Genomic DNA, 20809 nt, shown 5'->3' on the forward strand with positions numbered 1-20809 from the left:
CTATTTCCCTCATTCATGTTTTATCATTTTTTAGTAGAGCTATTCTGTAAAGCTAGAAAATAGCAGCCTTTAGCTTTCAGCGACGATTGCGCCGCCTTCTTTGACTTCTTCTAAACGAACAGAAACGATCTTCGACACACCTGATTCTTGCATTGTAACACCATACAACACGTCTGCCGCTTCCATCGTTCCTTTGCGGTGAGTGACCACAATAAATTGCGTATCTTCTTCAAATTCACTTAAATAATGGCCAAAACGCGAAACGTTCGCATCATCTAAAGCGGCTTCGACTTCATCCAGCACACAGAACGGAACAGGTCTAACACGAATGATAGAGAACAATAAGGCAATCGCAGTTAAAGCACGTTCACCGCCAGAAAGTAAACTTAAATTTTGCAGTTTTTTACCTGGAGGTTGTGCTTCGATCTCGACCCCTGTGTTCAACAAATCTTCTGGATTGGTCAAAATCAACTCCGCTCGGCCCCCACCAAACATGTTAGGGAATACGACTTTAAATTGAGCCCGAATCGCTTCAAACACTTCGCTAAAGCGTGCTTTGACTTCCTCATCCATCTCACCCATAGTTTCAAACAACTGCTCTTTAGCATCTAATAAGTCATCACGCTGAGATACTAAAAATTCATGACGTTCATTAACTTGTTCATATTGTTCGATGGCATTGAGATTGACAGGACCTAAGCGTTCGATATCACGTTTCAGACGCTTCACTTCAATTTTAGCCTGCTCTTTGTCGATCGTCAGTTCATAATCTTCATTCGCACGTTCAAAGGTCAAACTGTATTCTTCTTGCAAATATTGTAAAGCGTTATCCAATTTGATTTCTGAACGGTTTTTCTCGACTTCAATCTTGGTCTGTTCCGTCAATAAATGCTGTTGTTGTTTATTTTCTTCTGCCAAACCTGTATCAATTTGATCCACTTGTTCTTGTAAATGTTGACGAGCCGTTTTTGCTTCTTGAATGTTTGTTTGTAGCTGCTCTTTTTTCTCAGCTAGTTGTTCTAATTGAACCGCTAAGCTTTCTTCTGTGACCTGATGATCTGTCGAATGATCATTTAATTGTTGCAATTGTTGACGTAAAGCTGTCTCTCTTGCTAAGAATTCATCTAACTGGGTTTGTTTTTCTGCTGCTTGTTCAGTTAAATGAGCTAATTGTTCTGTAACAACAGCTTGATCTGCTTGGACTTGATTGAAACGTTCAAAAGCTTCCGCCCGTAACGTTTCCATTTGGCTAGCTTCTTGATCGACTTGCTTCATTTCTTGATCCAAACGATCTTTTGTTTGATTTAGTTCTTGCTGTTGTTGTGTTAGCTCTTCTTTTCTTACTTGATATTCCGTTAAAAATTGATGTAATTCACGAGCTTCAAATTCAAACAATCGTTGTTCTTTCGTTAAACGTGTAATCGTTTCTTCTTGATTCGCTAGTTTATTTTGTAATTCTTGCTGTTTCAAACGGCTTGTCTCGCCAGTTGAACGTAATTGTTCTAATCTTTCATTGAGTTGTTTCACTTCATCGGTCAACTGCTGTACTTCTTTTTCGTTGATGGTCAATTGTTTTTCAACACGTTCCATTTGTTCCGTCAATGTCTGAAGTTCTTGCGTTTGAGAGAACAAGCTGCCTTGATTGCCTCGCTTATTAGCACCACCGGTCATCGAACCCCCTGAGTTCATGACATCGCCCTCTAAAGAAACGACACGATACTGGTAATTGACCACCTTCGCTAATTGGTTAGCGCTCTCTAACGTTTCTGCTAACAAGGTCACACCCAATAGGTTTTGAATCACATTGCTGACTTCATCTGAAAAATGAACTAATTCACTGGCAATTCCTAGAAACCCTGATATATTGCTGACGCGATCGCGTACTGCACTAGATACAGTTCTCGGTTTAATTGTCGTTAGCGGCAGAAAAGTTGCTCGTCCGCTATGTTGCTGTTTCAGAAACGTAATACCGGCACGTCCATCTTTTTCCGTTTCCACAACCACATGTTGTGCTGCGCCACCTAAAGCCGTTTCGATTGCTAAAGTATAGTCTTTAGGTACATCAATCAGTTCGGCAACTGCACCGACGATTCCGGTGAGTTGCTCTTTATGTTTTAATACAGCACGAACACCTTGATAAAATCCTGAATAATTCTCCTGAATTTCTTGTAGGCTTTTTTGACGAGCTTTGGCTTGTTGTACTTGGTTCATCGCTTGGTACATTTGCTTTTGTTCAACAGCTAATTGCCCTTGTTTTTGATCCAACTGATGTTTTAATTGCGTATATTGTTCTCTTTGAGCTGTTAACGCTTGGTCAGATGCAGTTGCGCTTGCTTCTAGTTGTTCTTTTTCAGCTAACGCATCAGTCATTTGTTTTTCCAACGCTTCATGTTTTTGAATAGAATGTTGATTTTTAGTCGTTTCTTGCTGATACTGACGTTCTAAATATTTTAATTCATTGGTCGTATTCGCTTGTTCTTGCATCACTTCAACGTATTGGCTACGTAATTCTTCTAGTAATTCTTTTGACGATTTGCTATATTTTTCGACTTCTAGTTCTGAGGCTTTGATTGCATCAACTAATGATTCACGTTGGGCTTTTTTCTCCGTAACTTTTGTTTGTAAATCTTGAACTTCTTCACGATAACGTGTAATTTTTTCAGCATTTTCTTCTAAAGACTGCTGATATTCACTTGTTGTTTGCATCGTGTGTTTTGAGCGTTCGACTAAGACATTTTTTTGTCCTTCGGTTTGTTTTAATGCTTCTGTAATTTGTAGAAGCTGTTGTTGTTCCGTTTCAATCTGCTCATCCAATTTGTTCCGTTTTCCCCGTAGTTGAAATAGTTCATCTTCTGAATCACGGATTTTTTTGCTGGCATTTTGTAACTTTTCTTCGATTTCAGCAAGTTCCTTTGTCTTGATTTCCCAAATTTCTTTGGCTACTTCGATTTCCGTTACAGTCAAGCTAACATCGATTTCTGTTAGACTCTCTTTAAGTTTCAAAAACTCTTTAGCCGCTTCACTTTGTGCAGCTAGGGGTGTTAGTTGGTCTTCTAATTCATAGATAATATCTTGCACACGACTTAAATTATCTTCTGTTTCAAATAGTTTTTGTTCTGCTTTTTTCTTGCGTTGTTTGTATTTCAAAACACCCGCTGCTTCTTCAAAAATACCACGGCGGTCTTCTGGTTTACTATTAAAAATCGCTTCGACTTTCCCTTGTGAAATGATCGAAAATGATTCTTTCCCCAATCCAGAATCCATAAATAAATCGTGGATATCTTTCAATCGACAAGCTTGTTTATTGATATAAAAGTCACTTTCACCTGTTCTGCGATATCTACGAGTCACACTGATTTCAGTAAAATCTAAAGGTAAAAAGTGATCACTATTATCTAATACAACCGTTACTTCTGCAATATTCAATGCTTTACGGCCTTCCGAACCTGCAAAAATAATATCTGGCATCTTCCCGCCTCGAAGACTTTTAGCAGACTGCTCACCTAAGACCCAGCGAATCGCTTCGGTGATATTACTTTTTCCGCTACCGTTCGGTCCAACGACAGCCGTCACACCATTTTCAAACTCTATAACAGTTCGATCCGCAAAGGATTTGAATCCTGCGATCTCAATTCGTTTTAAATACACGAATAAAACGGCTCCTTCCAAGCTTACTCAGGATTTTGTTTCAGCGCTCGTTCAGCGGCATCCTGTTCTGCTAATTTCTTCGATTTTCCCTGACCTGTTCCAATCATTTTTTTGTTGACATACACTTCAACAAAAAAGATTCGATCATGAGCGGGTCCTTCTTCATTGACTAAACGATACTCAATGTTGACGTCCCCTTGTCGTTGTAAAACTTCTTGTAAATGTGTTTTGTGATCCATCTCATGTGAAAAAGCACCGGCATCAATTTTGGGAAAAATGACTTCTGCAATGAATTTTTTGACTGCATCCACTTTTTGATCTAAGAACAACGCACCTAAAAATGCTTCAAATAGATCACAAAGTAATGCTGGACGTGTCCGTCCACCAGAATTTTCTTCTCCTTTGCCCAGAAGAATATATTGGTCGAAATGACATTCTTTTGCAAACTTTGACAAACTATCTTCACGAACGATTGCCGCTCTCATTTTTGTCAGCTTGCCTTCTGGCATCTCTGGGAATTGTTTATACAAATATTGAGAAACCAATAATTCTAAAACGGCGTCTCCCAAAAATTCTAATCGTTCATTGTCAGATAGTTTTAAGTATCGATGCTCATTCACATAGGATGAATGGGTAAAAGCCTGTTCTAATAGGTTGACATCATGGAAAACAATGCCGTAACGTTCTTTTAATTCTGTAGTTAGCTGATTGTCCATTTGCTACATTCCTTTAAGTTTATTTACAACCTTCTCTATTATACTTTTTTTTACGGAATTTTTAAATGGTTAGGGAGAAATTGCGCTAAAATCACTGCTAAATTCATGTTATTTGAGGGATTTCCTATTGATTTTACAGTACAGTATGAGACTTTTTATAATAAACAAGGGGAATCTTAGTAATTTTTGTCATTTAAAAAGGCAAAAAGCGTTCAAGATCATCCTACTATCTTGATACGCTTTTTACTTTAATTCGGTTCGTTAAAAAATCGCTTGATCTCAACCATAGCCGATTCTGGTGAATCTGACGCATGGATAATATTTTCGTAACTATTAGCACCGTAATCTCCCCGAATCGTTCCCGGTTCAGCTTCTAAACAATTTGTTGCGCCAACCATTTTACGAACCGTTTTAATGACGCTGTTTCCTTCTAAAACAAGATAAATAACTTCTGATGAAGTCATGTACGTTATCATATCTTCAAAGAAATCAAATTTCCTCACATGTGCGTAATGTTCTTCTGCTAATTCTCTGGACATTTGTGCTACTTTTAATTGGGTAAGCTTTAATTGCTTTTTCTCAAATCGCTGTAGGATTTCTCCAACTAATTTACGTGAAACGCCATCTGGCTTGATGATAACGAGTGTTTTTTCCATATGATCTCTCTCCTTTTTTTTCAAGCGAATAAGTTTGTAAGCGCTTAAATTTAAGGTTATCACGCTTTAGAATTCACGTCTAGGCTACAAATGACAAAAAATGTTTTTTCTTTGTGATTGGTAGATAGTTTTGTGAAACTGATCGAATATCTAAGCGCGATTAAACACAAATAGTTATGAATAATTAACTTTTTTCTCTCTATAGATTTATATTATTTTACATACTAATCTAATCATTCTTATTGAGGCTCGTCTCACCGAACTCTGTATATTACATTTCTCTTTTTAATGTGTTAAAAACTTTTCCGTATAATCATTATAACTTGGTTGTTCCTTAGTATTCATGGCATAAACTAGAGTGCCATCTAGATAATCATCACTATCTATTTTCAAAAATAACGCTAAATCGGTATTATCTTTTTCCGGAAATAGTATAGAATATTTTTCATTATCAATCGTTAAACCATAATATTTAACGCCATTTTCAATTCCTATAACATTTTGTTTGTAGTCTAGTTTTTCATTTTCTTTATCGTTTGAAATATTTATTTCGTTGGCTTTAATTTCTATAGAATACACATTATCCGTCGCATCTTCCGCTTTCCAAGTTTTCTGAATCTCTTTTGACCCTGAACAACCCACCATAATAATCAGAGTTATGCAAACTAAAAGAAAAATTTTGTACTTATTTTTCATATTAATACCTTCCTTCTATAAATTGGGGATTGTACTTACTTTTTAATTCTTTGTTTATCGTATACTTATAATTAATCTCTTTGGATTTGTACGCAACTTCATTTGGCGAATAATATGCATTATCGTAATAAACCGCAAAGAGGAATGCCAAGATTTGATAATGTTTATTTAATGTATTTATTAAGTACGTGCTCTTATTATCGTAGGATATATTGTCTTTTTCAATCAGGCCTACTTGAATGTCCTCAGAGTCATAGATTGGAATTTTTAATCCTTTTTTTCCTAGTCCTATTGCATAGAAGTAATACGTTTCATCATTGTAATTCAATTCAAAAAAAGTATAGCCAAACAACCATTTTGTTCTTCTTTCACACAAAGACCCCACCCAAACATTGTTTTCGTTAAATAGTTGAAATGGTAGTAGTCTCACATTTTTAGTATAATCGAAACGGCTTAATGCATCTTTAATAATGGAAAATTGTAATTTGAAATTTTTATTTGCTATTGAGACATTAATCTGTGTTCTTAAATTTATTGGTATTTTAGTCGTACCAATGATTTTATTTTCTTCTCTTAGTTCGTATATTTTTCCAAAGTTGGCTTTTGTTTGAATAAGTCTATTCGTTATCATTAGATTTCTCCTTTTGGCGTCTTCCTAGATATACATTTCAAAATCAATGGATAAGTATCAACTCTCATCATACTTACCTGATTTCATTTGCTTTTTTAAAATTCGAAATGCTTTCTGTTGTGCAAATGGATGGACAGAATAATGGATTAGACTAGTTACAAAACTTACTAATAGTAATAGAATCTTATTTTCTGTTGACAGCCTGTTAATTGAAAGTGAATATAAAAAAACATACCGTATCCCAATAAAAATATAAATTGTACCCATACCAGTAGCTTTAAATTACTTGAGTTCCTGAGAACTTTCATTACTTCTTCTTTTTTGAAATTTTTTAATTCGTTTTCCTCTGGATTTCTCTACAAATTGATTAGCTAAAAGTTTTCCTATAATCCATCCTACTCCAAAAAGGCAAAGAACAGTTAAGTAAATCGGCATAAAAGAAACAAATTTAAACTGTTTGGCAAGTAGTGGAATTATTAACAGTCCTCCTACCATGCTTATTGACCACGTACTGGATTTAGAATAGCTTCCTCTTGCTTTCTCAGTAAACGGACCATCAAATTCTTGGATAAACAATTCACTTTTGGATAAATCAAAGTAAATAGATTTATCTGTATCTATTTTCAGTAATGGTACACTTTTATCATTCAACTGAGTTCTCCCACTTTTTCTTAATAATAAATTCCCAAAAACTCATCTTACTTTATATAGATAGATTTTTTTCTACTATTATGTTTAAAATTTTTATCATGAATATACTCACCAAAAATATTACTGGCTCCACCCTCATGACAATTCGATAAGCAGAAAAAAACTATCTATTTTTCTATTAAATCATTCTTTTTAGTTTATCAACTTTATTATTTTTCCTTTTTCTTTTTAAAGGCTAGATAATAAAATATTGCTGGGAATGCTATTAAACTTACAAGACTTCCCGCACCATAAGATTCAGATAAATCCATTCCTTTTACCAATTGATTGATTGCCCCTAGTGTAAATAACACCGCAATTACTAATGCCCATTTACGTTGTACCTTTTTTTCATTCATTTTTTTAGTCTCCTTTTCTGTGTCTCTTGAGATAATTTTCTCCATACCATTTACTCTATTGTGTACTTGTTTTGTATCGCGCTTATCCCTCACTTTTTTTATAATCCACATTATGAAAGCTACCACAAAAAAGAGTAGGATCGCCATGAGAACATATGAAAATGTAATCTGCAGGCCTTTAGGCACCTTGTATCTATCTTCTATTTCTACCATGGCAACAATTAGTAGAACACCCATAATCACATACGTGGATGTCTTTTTTAAACGTTTTTTTAGAACTTCTTTCCATGGTTTTTCTGGCTCATCAATATAATTGACCCAATATTCTTTGTCTGTATTTAGTAGAAATGCAGAGTAGGCAAGCTCTATTGTTAATCTAGAAAAAGCAGCGCCTAAAAACATACCAAACACCAAGCCAAACACTCTCGCTAAATTCCCTGTTAAAAAGGCTCCTATCATTGAAAAACCAAAGATTATCCATAGTGATTTTGACTCGTAAACCTTAGCTCGTGCAAAATAGTTAGCAGTTGTACGTTTCTCTGAAAACCCAATTTTTAATTGTTTTTTTAACCAATAAAAATTATAAAAAAGAGAACCTAGATATGTTAATCCGAATAGTAACAGAACAATAATTGAAAACTCAGATTCATACCAAATTTCGTTTGGTTTATCCCATTGCGTTATCATATAAAACATAAACATTAAAACTGACGTAAGTAAAACTGAAAAAAATATTAACCAAATACTCGCAAAACCTTGATGTCGGAACAGAAATTTTCTGGTAAAGCTGAGTCTAACTGTTAAAAATGTTAACAACATAAAGATTGCTATAAATACAATAAAGATATTAACCTTACTTTGTAGCGGATTTATTCCATAACCTAAAATAGCAACATTCCATGTTATTGGTAAACAAAGAAAAGTAATGACTAAGCCCGCCCAGGATATGTATAGCGAACTAATACTTCCTCTAGTAACTACAAATGATTTAAAATATTCTTTGTTCATCTCTTCTGGCGATTTACTTTTACTACTTGTCTCCACTAAATTAACCTCCAAATCACAAATTCAATCCACTATTTGTAGTATAAAATAATGAAAATCTATACGGTTTTAACTTCCGCTCCCGTTAATAAAAAACTATATACATCAATATTAATCCCAACATTAGAATTTTTATCATAAAATTCTTTGAATTCAAAACACATACAGAGAAAATAGTTCTCTAATATTTTAACAAAGATTAGACTACCTATATCTTGTTAATTCTAAGAAATAAGCAGCCTAACTAACAATATTTTTATTCGATTTCCACTTTTTCATACCAGTACTACTTTAAATAGGTTGTTCTTTGATTACATTATCCAACCTATCTTTATAAACATATAAGCTACACATTTTACTCAGATATTTTTATTAAAATATCTGTAAATGTTTTACCATCTATTTGATTTACAAAGTAAAATGGTGGACTTGCTAATTCAGCATCCATATCTACAATTTGCTCAACTAGCATTCTTATCCCTTCTGAAAATTGATCTTCACTGTCCCCTTCCACTCTTACACCTAGCATATTGATAATTTCATAGTAGGACTGGTATCGATACTCTTCGGGCAACTCGTACGATTTTTCTTCTTCTACAGGGATAAACACTTGCAAAAGCATATCTATAGGATCTTCTAAATCAGAATTAATAGCGTAGAAAAAATTACTCGTTGGCGTATAACCACTCTGTACAACAGTCGTTATAAAGTCTTCAAATACCTTAGCAAAATCTTTTAAATCTACTTGATAATATCGGCTTACTACATTTTCAAAATGAATAGTTTGATTAAAGCCCACTCTGATTTCTTTTTTTTCTTTTCTTTTGTTAAACATACGGAATCACCAAATCTACCCAGTATTCTTCATAAATCTTAGAGAACAATAGTATGAGACGGTCTTCATATTGAATAGAGTTTTCTTGTAAATAGCTTTTCATCTCTTCCAATTTAGTTTCGATTCCTTCATCAAAAGGAACACGACTTCTTAATACCTTTTTAATGTCTAACTCGGGTATCCATTTCCAATTTACGCCATCGTTTCCTTCACCTGAAACTTCTTCGTTTATTGGTAGATACACTTTAAATATTTGTTCCTCATTCTCTATTTCGGTTGGTTTGAATTCTACCATCGTAGGTCCATTTTGAAACCGACCCTCACCATAATTATTTAATTCGACCGTGCTCACAATTTCAATAATATCTTGGATGTTTCCGACCATCTCTCTTGAAGCTAAATTCATCATCGTAAATCGTTGCTCATTCATTTTTTTCTCCTTCTTTTTTCTTATTCACTATGTCTAATGAGTTTCCATATCTGTTCATATTTTTCTGTTCAAAATATGCACCTATTCTTGGGTATTGTTTCAATGTTCCAGATAAAAATAGCATTCCTATACCAATCAATCCTACTGAAAAATTTCCATATTTTTCTATCATAAATATAGAGAATATCATTACCAAGACAAAGGGAACTCCCACCATGATACCTATTACTTTATCTGACAACCTCTTACGACCATATCTATAAACTAGATGAACATATACCATAAAAAGAAGGGTTACCAAGATTGTTAGCATATAATAATATAGTAACTCTCCTATCGTTTGTTCAGCATACCCTATAAATGGAACTAAAAGAATTCCAAAATTGGCTAGTATCATTGTTATAAATAATAACCATAACCCAATCACTTCATTTTTTTTCTTTTTGAAAAAAATTTTTCCAATTAAAGCCATTAGCATTAGAGTCAAAAAAAATATTGCAAAGAATATAAGTCTTTTCTTTTGAATAGCTAACACTGGAAATATTTGTAGAAATAAACCTACTAAAAAAAATGTTCCGTAAGTTTTTATCATTGTATCAAAATTTTTCAATTGGAATGGTGCTACTTTATTTATTTGAACCACCCTCCTACTCCTTTTATTATTCCATTCACACCTTTTTTTAATCCTTTAGTTATACCAAGTTTTTTATCAATGAATTCCACACCCTTAACCGCAACGTAGCTTACAGCTACTGCACCTGCAGCTACAGCCAAAACAGGTGCAGATGCGCCTAATGCGGCAGTGGCAGCCGCAGCACCAGCGGTCGCTGCAACTGTAGCCGCAGTTGTTGTCACAGCTACTTTAGCAACATCAACAACAACACCACCTACTTGACTTGCAATAACTTGACCTCCTTTTAGACCATCCTCTTTTGCTAAATCATAACTATCTTTAATTCCTGTACCAACATCGATAACTCCTGAAACAATATTCAAGCCAGGAATAACTCTTCCAAATCCTTTAGCTGTTTTCAAGTTTTTTGCATCTTTTACTATCGTGTTTAAACCAAATGATATTGGTTTTTTTACTGCAGATAATACATCAGATTTAATTGCGCCCCATGTAGCTTTAGCTATATCACCAAAGCGTCCTGATGTTCCTTTTGTTAACATTCCAGCATCACGAATTTTCGCTTCTTCTAGTATTTTCAAACCATCTTTCGTTAACTTCCCACCAGAAGATATCCGATTAAAATTTTTATGCTGTTTAACAAATTTACTAAATCCTGTAAATTCATCCAATCGCTTCGACATACCAGTGACAGTCGTTACAATCAAGGTTCCATCTGATAATCGACTTACACGCGCACCGTACCAAACACTTTTAAACGACTTATCTCCTGTTTTGATAAATTCTTTGTATAGTTTGTTCCACTCTTTTACTTCATCGTATTGTTTATCAAGTTCACTTTTCGCTTTTTCAGATTGTATTTTAGTAAACCAACTTTTATCCGTTCCTTTTGGCAACGAATAAGAACCGTCACTATTAACTGTCGTTCCACTCAACACCAGCACACCTTGCATCGCAATACTTAACTCATTTAAGCTATTACTAAAAAGTCCGTTCGTCTGACTCGAAAAATCATGTAACTTCTTAATTTTTTTCTGTACCTTGTCGATATCATCTTGCATACTATTTGCCATGCGGTTCAATCGATTTTGCGCATGCTTTAACATATCTTTCAATCCTGGCACTGGATTCCCTGCCGCTAGATTTCCAGCGGTATTTGCTGAAGCAGTTAGAGCTGCTTTGGATGCTTTCAAGAGTTGCATCTGCATGTTCAACTTATCTTCATCTAGAAAACCTTCACTTGAAATCGCTGCATTCGCTCCTGTATATTTTACTAAATCATTTTGTATACCGTCCATTGATGTGGTAACACGACTTATTGTCGGAAGGATTAGTTCTGAAAATAATCCTTTTCCTGCATTATAGGCCGCACCTGACAAGGTACGTCCATCCACGGCTGCGGTTAAGCGTTGGCTTCCTGATCGTAAGTCACTCACGGTACTTTTTGCCGTCGATAAATTGCTCGACATGGCACTCATCAATTTTGAAGAGTCTCCGCTTGAATAGACTAATCCCATGTTAATTCATTCCTTTCTTTCTGGATTTCTGATATCAGTAGTTCTATAGTTTAAATAAAGAAGCTAAAACATATGGTGTTAGCTTCTTTATTTGACAGAATATAGTTATTTAGGCTTATACTTTTTAGAATCCAATTGATTCATTTGAATTGCTTGATTCACTATCTTGTTTGTCTAATCCATCTTTCCATTCTGAATAGACTTCCATAAATCTTTCTTCTTCTTCATCTGAATACCCTTCAAATACCACTTTATCTATATTTTCATGATTAAAGAAAATTGTCGTTTCTGGATTCAGTCCTGTTGGATATAATACTGACATATAATCTGCAAAAGTATCTTTTCCTGTAGTTTGATCTGTATAAATTGCTCCACGACCTACAATCAACAGTTTTTGAAGTCCTTCTTCAAGTAAAACAACACTTCCTAAGGGTAATAATTTTTTTGTTTCAGTCATTTATTTTCTCCTCTTTCTCTGTTCCTTTAATATGTTTATTGAAATATTTCTCTCCATACCATTCTAATTGGGTCTTACCTTCCCATTCTCTGTATTCTTCTGGATATTTGTATTTGTAGTATCCATTGAGTAAATATGGTAAAAATAAATATGACTCAACAATAATTATCGCTATGTTCATAATGAACCACATAGCGATAATACCTATAAAACCGACAGTATCCGTACGAATTTCTGTCTCCTTTGGAAAGATAAATTTCCACAAAGCAATACCAATTACTATGATCCATCCATATTTCATGGTCAATTTCAGTATCTTTTGAATAAGAACATCTATTCTTTTATTTTTCATCTCTATATTAAATAACATCTCATTTAATGATTTCAACTTATTCCTCAATATCACATAACCTATAATAACCATTAAAGTAAATAGCATTAAAGTACCCAGAATAGTTAACGGAACAAAAGAAAAAGTAAGAAAAAATAAATTAAACTCCAAAACCAACCAAAGTATATAGTTATTTAAATTCAATTGTCCTCTGTATCTAGATAAATATAATTCTCCTCTATCTCTAAAAATTAGAACTAATACTATCCAAATAAATAACAAACAAAAAAATAGCCAAGATGGCAAAAAATTAATTATTGGTTTTGGAAATGGACTTTCTCCCAATTCTCCTCTTGAACCTTTTGTAGCAAGGAAAGATATGGAATAATTGATACCTATTAAAAAAATAATTAATATTAAACCTATTATCTGTGCTTTTAGCTTTTGTTTTCCTACAGGATCTGGCAAGCGATTAACATCTTTATTCATATACTGTACAAAATTATCATCTAATAAGTTCAAACTTTTTTCAAAATCTGCTGTCATTAATTTAGGTAGTTTCATTTTCACCATCCAAACTTAATCTCTGGGAACTTCACAGAAGATACAGCCTTTCCTATTGATTTACCAACATTTTGAACATCTTTACAAACTTGTTTTACAGTTTCAACCCCTTGACTAACACCTTTTCCGATAACTTCTGTACTCTTGTCATAAAAGTTATAAAAACCATCCTTAACACTATCATAAAAACTAGGAACGAAAAATTGTACAATAGTATTTATACCACCGACAACTCCTCCAACTACTGCACCAGCTGCTGCACCAGAAACAGTTCCAATAATAGGTATAGGTATTGCTGTACCTATTGCTCCACCTATAGTAGCTCCAATTGTCATACCTTCCAGAGGTCCAATACTTTTTACTGTATCTATCGCTCCACCTATAACTCCTTTCCCGATACTTCCAGTCTTGCCATAAGCATCTACACCACTTGATACAAACGTAACTCCTAATTGTACATAAGTTGCTATTGCAGCTACTTTTCCTATTCCTTTTCCGACCCCCCACTGTTTTGCACCTTGAACAAATTGGGAATTTTTTAGACTCTCACCCACCCATGTTTTGATTGGATTTGTAAATTTATTAAAGTTTTCAAACGCTTTTCCTAATGTATCTACTTTAGGAATCCACTTGCCTTGTATTACAGCTTGTCCAAAAGTTTCATACTTAGCTAGTCCATTGATTAGTTTTGTTTGCCACCCAGAAGGAAGTTTATTCGCTAACATCCAAAATTCATCATTTGCAAGCAGTTTTTTTACTACAGAGGCTGGATAAAGTTTTAACAACATTTCGAAACGTTTAATATTATCTGTCTTGCCACCTTTTACTGGTTTTAGTAAAGCTTCTGTTTGCTTATACAATTCTAAAAAAGCATTTGTAGAAGATTGTCCAAGAATTTTATTTGAATTTGGATGCATTTTTGAAAACCAACTTTTATCCGTTCCTTTTGGCAACGAATAAGAACCGTCACTATTAACAACTGTTCCACTCAATACAAGCACACCTTGCATCGCAATACTTAACTCATTTAAGCTATTACTAAAAAGTCCGTTCGTCTGACTCGAAAAATCATGTAACTTCTTAATTTTTTTCTGTACCTTGTCGATATCATCTTGCATACTATTTGCCATGCGGTTCAATCGATTTTGCGCATGCTTTAACATATCTTTCAATCCTGGCACTGGATTCCCTGCCGCTAGATTTCCAGCGGTATTTGCTGAAGCAGTTAGAGCTGCTTTGGATGCTTTCAAGAGTTGCATCTGCATGTTCAACTTATCTTCATCTAGAAAACCTTCACTTGAAATCGCTGCATTCGCTCCTGTATATTTTACTAAATCATTTTGTATACCGTCCATTGATGTGGTAACACGACTTATCGTTGGAAGGATTAATTCTGAAAATAATCCTTTTCCCGCATTATATGCCGCACCTGACAAGGTACGTCCATCCACGGCTGCGGTTAAGCGTTGGCTTCCTGATCGTAAGTCACTCACAGTACTTTTTGCCGTCGATAAGTTACTTGACATGGCACTCATCAATTTTGAAGAGTCTCCGCTTGAATAGACTAATCCCATGTTAATTCATTCCTTTCTTTCTGGATTTCTGAGCGTTCTTCGTTTAGCTCTTCAGCTGATTTTGTATACATTTCTGCTAATTCTTGCTTTTGCTCCTTAAAAAATTGTCCGAAATGCTTCTTTTTCCCATGAAGTTCTTCTTGCTCCCATCGAGCAGAAGAACTCCCTTCTTTTATTAATTCATCATTTAATTCTTGTAGTTGTCGGAAATTTCGAGTTAGTTCCGTCTCTAATGACTCAAACACTTCTTGAATCTGTCGTTTTTCACTATTCAAATCGTCAATTTGACGTTCTTTCTCAACAATTTTTTGCGTATACTCCGATCTTAACTTCTCATTTTTATCTTGTGCCATATGTTTTCCTCCCTACTTAAATCTCGTTTGACTATCACGAGAAGCAATAACTGCCGCAAGTTTAGGGAATTTATTGGCTTGTTCATTTACACAACTAACTAATTTCGATAAATCAGATAAAATCTGATTACTTACTTTAGCTCCCTGCTTCATACTAGAAATGTTACTTCTTCCCAAAGAACAGGTCTTTCCACTTTTAACAGAAACTTTGCTAATTCCAGCAACTGCATTTTGAGCCGCTCCTTCATTTGATGCGATCTTCCCCATACTCTCTCTCCTTACTCTCTAAATTTATAAAATGGATCTTCTTGTAATTGTTCTGCTTCATCTAAAATCGGTTCAGGTTCTTGAATCACTTCTGGCTCGGGTGCTTCTGGAACAACTATAGGACCGTTAGCCATTTTTACTAACAAATCCTCTAAAAATTCTTGATCATTTTGATCTGAATAACCTTCAAAAATAACCTCAGCAATTTGGTCAGCACTGATCGTGAATACTTCTTGGCTTGGTACATCGCCAAATGGGTGGGGCGCAACTTTATATCTTGAAAAAATTGCGTCCATTTCATTTTTTGCAATGGCTCGAGCAACTACTACATAAAGTATTTGGTCATTTTCAGGTTCTTCTAATCGTAAAATACTCCCTAGAGGCAAAAAGGGCGTGCTCATTTCTTCTCTCATTCTCCTACCTCCATCGGTATAACAATATCTTCGAATAGATCATCCTTCAAACTATGAAGTACATTGCGAGGAACAACAACATTTTTTTGTGTGTACGGTAAATTCTCTATGAATAATTGATTTTGTAAACTACCGCCAAATAGGATTTGATACACACTTTCTTTCACCATATTCGTCAATCCACCATACGTATTTCCAACTTTTGTTAAACTATCTATAAATACAAGTTGCAAGTGATCATTCCCACCATTTAAAAGAAATGCGACTTCTTCTGGATTTAAGAATAGTTTGTCTACTAATTCTGCAATGCCATTGATTATTACGATTCTTTTAGCAAAAAGTGGTAAATTATTAAATATTTTTAACTGTCCGTAGTAATCAAGAATAAAAACTATAAAATATTTTTTAAGGAATAATCGTTAATTTCTGTTCTGTATTATTCCTTTTTTGGTTCTGTGAATATTCACCAAATAAGTTGCTAGCTCAATCATCGTGGCATTCTATAATTTATGTATTTATTATTTGATATCATTAACTAAAAAATTATTAATTCTTACTTATACAGCATATAATGACAAGCAAAAAAGAACAACCCCATCAGCTTTTTTTCTGATTGAATTGTTCTTTTGATATAAAGTAATGTCGTCATTATTACTTCTCTATCTACTTTAAAAGTGGCTCTCCATTCTGCTTATTTAATAAAATTCAACTTAATTAAATTTTTTCTTTGCTTCTCAAAATGCTAATCTGGCTTTCCATTTTTTGTAAAGTTTGCGAAAAATCTTTGTGAAAATTAGTATATAATTTTGAACAAACATAGTATTCCCTCATTACTTTATCCTTATCGAGTGGTTGGAGATTTTCAGTAAAAAATTGGTTAAGCAAGTTTAAAATAAGATTCCATAAAGTAAGTTGTTCTAACGTATTTGCAATAGTATGAACGTCTTGTTGTGGAATGTTTGGTAACGGCTGATTATTCTGTTTAGCAATGATTAGTTTTTTATTCATAATAATTCTCCTTTGAATTTTTCTGTAAACTTGGAGAATTTCTTGAATTATGGTATGATTTACTTGTCTAAAGTAGAGTTTTAATTCAAGAAATTCGTTTCTTATTTATTAAAGCTCTGCTTCTTTTTTGCCTGTTTATTTTAAACCCTTCTAACGCTCCTCTCACTATACCATTCGCAAAAAAGAATTTTTTATTCGCTTTAACGAATATATAATACCATAAAATGAATAATCAGTCAAAAACTAAATTCTATTTACAGAACTATTTATTCGTTTAAGCGAATTTATTATGTTGACTAATGAATATAAGAATTTTATACTAAAGAGACAAATAAAATAGGAGGTCCTCACAAATGCCAATTATATATAATCGTTTATGGAAATTATTAATTGATAAAGGAATGACAAAAACCCAATTACGAAAAGAAATAGGAATAGGAACTGCAACTCTAGCAAAACTTTCTGCAAACGAGAAAGTTTCGATGGATGTTATTGAAAGGATTTGTGTTGCTCTTGATTGCCAACCTGAGGATATTATGGAGTTTATTTCTGAGAACAAACGAGACTGAGTTTGTTCAACATTGCTTGGTTCTGTACTGATGTGTCCTAATTATTCTTAAATAGCAAAAAGTCAGAATTAAGAGAATTTCTTCTCCATTCTGACTTTTAATTATTTGAACTCATAAGTCCTAGTTGAAAAACCTAGAGGAGTTTCCTCTAAGTTTCATCACCATTGATTTAATTCTTTGGATTTTCTTCACCAAGATTAGTTTACAAAAAAACATTAAAACTTATTTTAATCTTCAACAACTAGTTTTGGATAAGTAATTGTTTCTATATTCTTATCATAATTATCTGCAAAATCAATTTCCTGACTGTTTCTATAACCTTCAAATATTACTTCATCAATATCTTCTATATTAAAGAAAACAAATTCTTGGCTTCCATCTATTCCTTGCGGATATAATGTTGCTGAATAATCAAAATACCCTATTTTACCATTTTGATTGAAGAGTTGGGCTCTACCTACAATCATTAAAAGAACATCGCCTTTTTTTAATCTTACGATAGAACCAATTGGCAATATATAGTTGTTCTCACTCATCATACATACCTGCTTTCATTTGTTTTTTTAAAATTCTAAATGCTTTTTGTTGTGCAAATGGATGGGCTGAAAAATGTATACCACTTACAGCGAAACATAGTGCAAATATGCCTATAATTCCTTTCACAGAAGTTTTTTCAATAAAAGGTAAGATTATTAAAAATATACTATATCCAAATATAAATAATAATTCTGTCACCGCTAAAATTCTTAAATTTGATGAATTATTTAAGATTTTTTGGACATCTTTTTTGGTGAATTTTTTTTCAATATATTGCCCTTTGGACCTATCTATCAAATAAACTGTTAACAGCTTTCCCATAAGAAAACCCACACCAGAAATGCAAAGGATATTTATATAGTTTGGAACTAAAGATACAAGATTAAATTGTTTTGCAATCAGCGGAATTAAAAACATTCCTATAAAAGCAGATATTCCCCATGTTTGAGATTTAGAATAACTCTTCCCAGATTTTTCAGTATATGGGCCTATAAATTCTTGAATAAATAATTTACGCTTCGATAAATCAAAATATACTGATTTATCAGTATCAATTTTCAGCAAAGCAACCGATTTATTCTTCAATTAAATGCTCCTCCTAATGAATTACCAATATTTGAAAACCATTTACTAGTGCCTTGCTTGATATCATCAACAGTTTTTGAAACTTTAGAAGATATGTCATCAATAGTTTTTTTAGCTTTACCTGTTTCTACCCAGTCATAAATCTCAGAACCTACATACCCAATTCCTATACCAACTACTGCACCAAAAGCTGTTCCTAAGACAGGTACAGGGATGGCTGATCCTAGAGCCGCGCCAATCTGCCCACCAACGGCTGCTCCACCTGATCCAATTACGGAATGAGCTATTGTATTTTTGATTGCCCTTCCCTCATCATTGTATTTCGTCATTTGATCATTATAGTCAAATGCTGCCCCTGCTACTGTTCCAACAATTCCTAAACCTTTCCAAATTTTGCTACCAGAGACAGCATTAGAAGCATTTATTAGATCATCTCCCGCACTTTCTAAAGCCCGTGCTCGTTTGCCTATTCGCGATAATTCATTAGGAGATATACTTCTGCTTCCCATTTGCAAAGCATCAACTCTCATGTTTTTACCAGTCATTTTAAGTCCTTGTAAAACACCATCACCTATAGCTTGTCCATAGCCTAAATTTTCAACTGACTTACTAAATGCGGTATAACTAATCCCATTATTAATATCATTTATCCGTTTCTTCACATCAGGATCGTCCACTCCATACTTCGCAATCATTTCTGATGGCGTCATTGAGTTCAGATCTTTTTCTTTCGTTTTTCGTTGCTTTTCATCTGCTTCAGTCACCTTTTTTTGAAACGCTTGAACATTATCTGCTAAAGTAGTACTATTCGCAAATGCGAGGAAACGAGGATCAGTATAGCCTAATCCTCCGACTTTCTGTGCTGCTTTAATTTGCGTGCTTAAAGACTGAATCATGTCTTCATTAGCCGAATTGCCTTGCTTACTATCGAACTGATTGACTTTTTGAATGATTTCATCCGCATACTTCTTCGTCGCGTCCGCTACTTGATTAAAGTCACTCTTTGAGGCAGATAATGAAATTAGATCAGAAATACTGCTATAAACGGACTGGAAACTCTTCACTTGTTCTTGATAGGTTTGTTTCATCTTATCAATATCTGATTTTGCTTTGATCAGGACTTCTTCACTAAGGACTGCTGAATCGGATGATTCGCCTGTTGTTCCTTTAAAATCCTGATACGCTTGGCGTAGCTCCATTTCAACGGCTAGATAACTACTTTTCAATCCAACAATTACGGCATTCTGGTTATTATTGATATCCGCTGATATAGCTTGTCCTACTTTCTATTCAGGAAGACAGTAGTCTAAAAACATTTCGTTTATCTATATACATGAAAAGAAACCTCTTCAAATTAAGGTTTCTTTTCATGATAATTAAATAAGTGATTCTAATTTCAAGATAAATTTTTAAATTATTTATCTTGAATAAAAAATTTAGGGTACTTAATATTATTCAATTCTTTCAAAATATTTTTTTGAAGTTCTTTTTCAGTCTCTGATAAATAACCTGTAAAGTGTACTTCATCAATGTCCTCAGCGTTAAAAAAGTAATTACTATCATTTAAAATACCTTGTGGAAATAAACAAGCACCGTAATCAAAGTATCCAAGTTCTCCGTCTTTGTTGTAGAGTGGAAACCTTGAGGTAATCATCAGCTCTTGTTTATCTTTCTTTAATGAAATAACTGTTCCTATTGGATAAATATTCATAATTATTCTCCCTACTATTTTAATGTTTTAATTAGTTTTTTCGTAACTGTAAAATATATAAATGGTTCATATAATGCGACTACACTAACAAATATACATAACCACGAAAATATAAGAAATAATATTACATGCATGAAATAAAATATTATTGTACATGTTACACCTAGAAAAAAAAATATACTTGCTAGTTTTATTAAACCTGCTAAATTGCTAATTCGTCTTTTCCCAACAATTTCTTTTAACTTGTCATATGAGAAAGATATCTGATTTTTTTCAAGTGTTTTTCTTTGATGTTTATTTAAAAAAAACATCAAAAGAAGTGCTGTAAATATTGCAAATAAGTATGTTCCAACTATAAGTAATGGTATATTTTCAACATTATCATATAATAATTTTCCGAGTACGGAGTTACCTAATAATGTAGTAACTAATGCAATAATTCCAAAGTTACTTTTTGATGTTGTTGCGTTATTATTAGTACTATTTAGCTTTAATTCAGCTAATTTTTTCTCTTTCTCATTATAAAAAATCATATGACCATCAGTGTCACTATATATTTTTTGATACATACTTTATCACCTTCTTTT

The 20809-nt window shown here is 33.6% G+C and carries 25 protein-coding genes; 1 reads left to right on the forward strand and 24 read right to left on the reverse strand.

Features of this window, described 5'->3' with window-relative positions:
* Positions 1-69: 69 nt before the first annotated feature.
* The 19 genes from smc to BCR22_RS06820 all read right to left on the reverse strand — a co-directional run bounded on the left by smc (position 70) and on the right by BCR22_RS06820 (position 16820).
* On the reverse strand, positions 70-3648 hold the full coding sequence (gene smc, locus BCR22_RS06730) for a chromosome segregation protein SMC (RefSeq protein WP_069654171.1): 3579 nt from the start codon (positions 3646-3648) through the stop codon (positions 70-72).
* A 23-nt stretch (positions 3649-3671) separates the two neighbouring features.
* Positions 3672-4364, reverse strand: a complete 693-nt coding sequence (rnc, locus tag BCR22_RS06735; RefSeq protein ID WP_069654172.1) for a ribonuclease III — start codon at positions 4362-4364, stop codon at positions 3672-3674.
* A 248-nt stretch (positions 4365-4612) separates the two neighbouring features.
* The gene (gene ndk, locus BCR22_RS06740) at positions 4613-5020 is read right to left on the reverse strand and encodes a nucleoside-diphosphate kinase (protein ID WP_069654173.1); all 408 of its coding nucleotides are present in this window, start codon (positions 5018-5020) and stop codon (positions 4613-4615) included.
* 285 nt (positions 5021-5305) lie between these two features.
* The gene (locus BCR22_RS06745) at positions 5306-5716 is read right to left on the reverse strand and encodes a hypothetical protein (RefSeq protein WP_069654174.1); all 411 of its coding nucleotides are present in this window, start codon (positions 5714-5716) and stop codon (positions 5306-5308) included.
* 1 nt (position 5717) lies between these two features.
* On the reverse strand, positions 5718-6347 hold the full coding sequence (locus tag BCR22_RS06750; RefSeq protein ID WP_069654175.1) for a hypothetical protein: 630 nt from the start codon (positions 6345-6347) through the stop codon (positions 5718-5720).
* A 282-nt stretch (positions 6348-6629) separates the two neighbouring features.
* Positions 6630-6998, reverse strand: a complete 369-nt coding sequence (locus BCR22_RS15670) for a hypothetical protein (RefSeq protein ID WP_069654176.1) — start codon at positions 6996-6998, stop codon at positions 6630-6632.
* A 209-nt stretch (positions 6999-7207) separates the two neighbouring features.
* On the reverse strand, positions 7208-8440 hold the full coding sequence (locus tag BCR22_RS15675; protein ID WP_069654177.1) for a hypothetical protein: 1233 nt from the start codon (positions 8438-8440) through the stop codon (positions 7208-7210).
* Positions 8441-8795: 355 nt separating this feature from the next.
* Complete coding sequence (locus BCR22_RS06765; RefSeq protein ID WP_010761875.1) at positions 8796-9275, reverse strand: DUF5085 family protein; 480 nt, start codon at positions 9273-9275, stop codon at positions 8796-8798.
* Entirely contained in the window at positions 9268-9705 is a 438-nt protein-coding gene (locus BCR22_RS06770; protein WP_069654178.1) for a hypothetical protein, read from the reverse strand. The genes BCR22_RS06765 and BCR22_RS06770 overlap by 8 nt, the downstream gene beginning before the upstream one ends.
* Positions 9698-10348: a hypothetical protein gene (locus tag BCR22_RS06775; protein WP_069654179.1), complete on the reverse strand. Its 651-nt coding sequence runs from the start codon at positions 10346-10348 to the stop codon at positions 9698-9700. The genes BCR22_RS06770 and BCR22_RS06775 overlap by 8 nt, the downstream gene beginning before the upstream one ends.
* Positions 10336-11853: a T7SS effector LXG polymorphic toxin gene (locus tag BCR22_RS06780; RefSeq protein WP_069654180.1), complete on the reverse strand. Its 1518-nt coding sequence runs from the start codon at positions 11851-11853 to the stop codon at positions 10336-10338. Before BCR22_RS06780 ends, BCR22_RS06775 begins: the two co-directional genes overlap by 13 nt.
* Positions 11854-11977: 124 nt before the next feature.
* The gene (locus tag BCR22_RS06785; protein WP_069654181.1) at positions 11978-12310 is read right to left on the reverse strand and encodes a DUF4176 domain-containing protein; all 333 of its coding nucleotides are present in this window, start codon (positions 12308-12310) and stop codon (positions 11978-11980) included.
* Complete coding sequence (locus BCR22_RS06790) at positions 12303-13205, reverse strand: hypothetical protein (RefSeq protein WP_069654182.1); 903 nt, start codon at positions 13203-13205, stop codon at positions 12303-12305. The genes BCR22_RS06785 and BCR22_RS06790 overlap by 8 nt, the downstream gene beginning before the upstream one ends.
* Before the next feature lie 2 nt (positions 13206-13207).
* Positions 13208-14779: a T7SS effector LXG polymorphic toxin gene (locus BCR22_RS06795; RefSeq protein ID WP_069654183.1), complete on the reverse strand. Its 1572-nt coding sequence runs from the start codon at positions 14777-14779 to the stop codon at positions 13208-13210.
* Positions 14770-15132 carry a hypothetical protein gene (locus BCR22_RS06800; RefSeq protein ID WP_069654184.1) on the reverse strand — a complete coding sequence of 121 codons (363 nt, stop codon included), beginning with the start codon at positions 15130-15132 and terminating at the stop codon, positions 14770-14772. Before BCR22_RS06800 ends, BCR22_RS06795 begins: the two co-directional genes overlap by 10 nt.
* Positions 15133-15144: 12 nt before the next feature.
* Positions 15145-15399: a hypothetical protein gene (locus BCR22_RS06805; RefSeq protein ID WP_010761880.1), complete on the reverse strand. Its 255-nt coding sequence runs from the start codon at positions 15397-15399 to the stop codon at positions 15145-15147.
* An 11-nt stretch (positions 15400-15410) separates the two neighbouring features.
* The gene (locus BCR22_RS06810; protein ID WP_010761881.1) at positions 15411-15812 is read right to left on the reverse strand and encodes a DUF4176 domain-containing protein; all 402 of its coding nucleotides are present in this window, start codon (positions 15810-15812) and stop codon (positions 15411-15413) included.
* Complete coding sequence (locus BCR22_RS06815; RefSeq protein ID WP_069654185.1) at positions 15809-16045, reverse strand: hypothetical protein; 237 nt, start codon at positions 16043-16045, stop codon at positions 15809-15811. The genes BCR22_RS06810 and BCR22_RS06815 overlap by 4 nt, the downstream gene beginning before the upstream one ends.
* Before the next feature lie 481 nt (positions 16046-16526).
* Positions 16527-16820, reverse strand: a complete 294-nt coding sequence (locus BCR22_RS06820; protein WP_069654186.1) for a hypothetical protein — start codon at positions 16818-16820, stop codon at positions 16527-16529.
* Between the two features lie 353 nt (positions 16821-17173).
* On the opposite strand from BCR22_RS06820, the gene BCR22_RS06825 reads away from it, so the two are divergent.
* Positions 17174-17389 carry a helix-turn-helix domain-containing protein gene (locus tag BCR22_RS06825; protein WP_069654187.1) on the forward strand — a complete coding sequence of 72 codons (216 nt, stop codon included), beginning with the start codon at positions 17174-17176 and terminating at the stop codon, positions 17387-17389.
* Positions 17390-17616: 227 nt separating this feature from the next.
* On the opposite strand, the gene BCR22_RS06830 is transcribed toward BCR22_RS06825, so the two are convergent.
* From BCR22_RS06830 to BCR22_RS06850, 5 genes are all read right to left on the reverse strand, one after another.
* Positions 17617-17925 (reverse strand): DUF4176 domain-containing protein, encoded by a 309-nt coding sequence (locus BCR22_RS06830; RefSeq protein WP_069654188.1) that lies wholly within the window; start codon positions 17923-17925, stop codon positions 17617-17619.
* Positions 17918-18511: a hypothetical protein gene (locus BCR22_RS06835; protein ID WP_069654189.1), complete on the reverse strand. Its 594-nt coding sequence runs from the start codon at positions 18509-18511 to the stop codon at positions 17918-17920. Before BCR22_RS06835 ends, BCR22_RS06830 begins: the two co-directional genes overlap by 8 nt.
* On the reverse strand, positions 18508-19737 hold the full coding sequence (locus BCR22_RS06840) for a T7SS effector LXG polymorphic toxin (RefSeq protein ID WP_069654190.1): 1230 nt from the start codon (positions 19735-19737) through the stop codon (positions 18508-18510). Before BCR22_RS06840 ends, BCR22_RS06835 begins: the two co-directional genes overlap by 4 nt.
* Before the next feature lie 188 nt (positions 19738-19925).
* Positions 19926-20222: a DUF4176 domain-containing protein gene (locus BCR22_RS06845; protein ID WP_069654191.1), complete on the reverse strand. Its 297-nt coding sequence runs from the start codon at positions 20220-20222 to the stop codon at positions 19926-19928.
* Between the two features lie 14 nt (positions 20223-20236).
* Positions 20237-20791, reverse strand: a complete 555-nt coding sequence (locus tag BCR22_RS06850; protein ID WP_069654192.1) for a hypothetical protein — start codon at positions 20789-20791, stop codon at positions 20237-20239.
* Positions 20792-20809 lie beyond the last annotated feature (18 nt).

It is taken from the genome of Enterococcus plantarum, assembly GCF_001730295.1.
In the GTDB taxonomy this organism is placed as follows: Bacteria; Bacillota; Bacilli; order Lactobacillales; family Enterococcaceae; genus Enterococcus_L; species Enterococcus_L plantarum.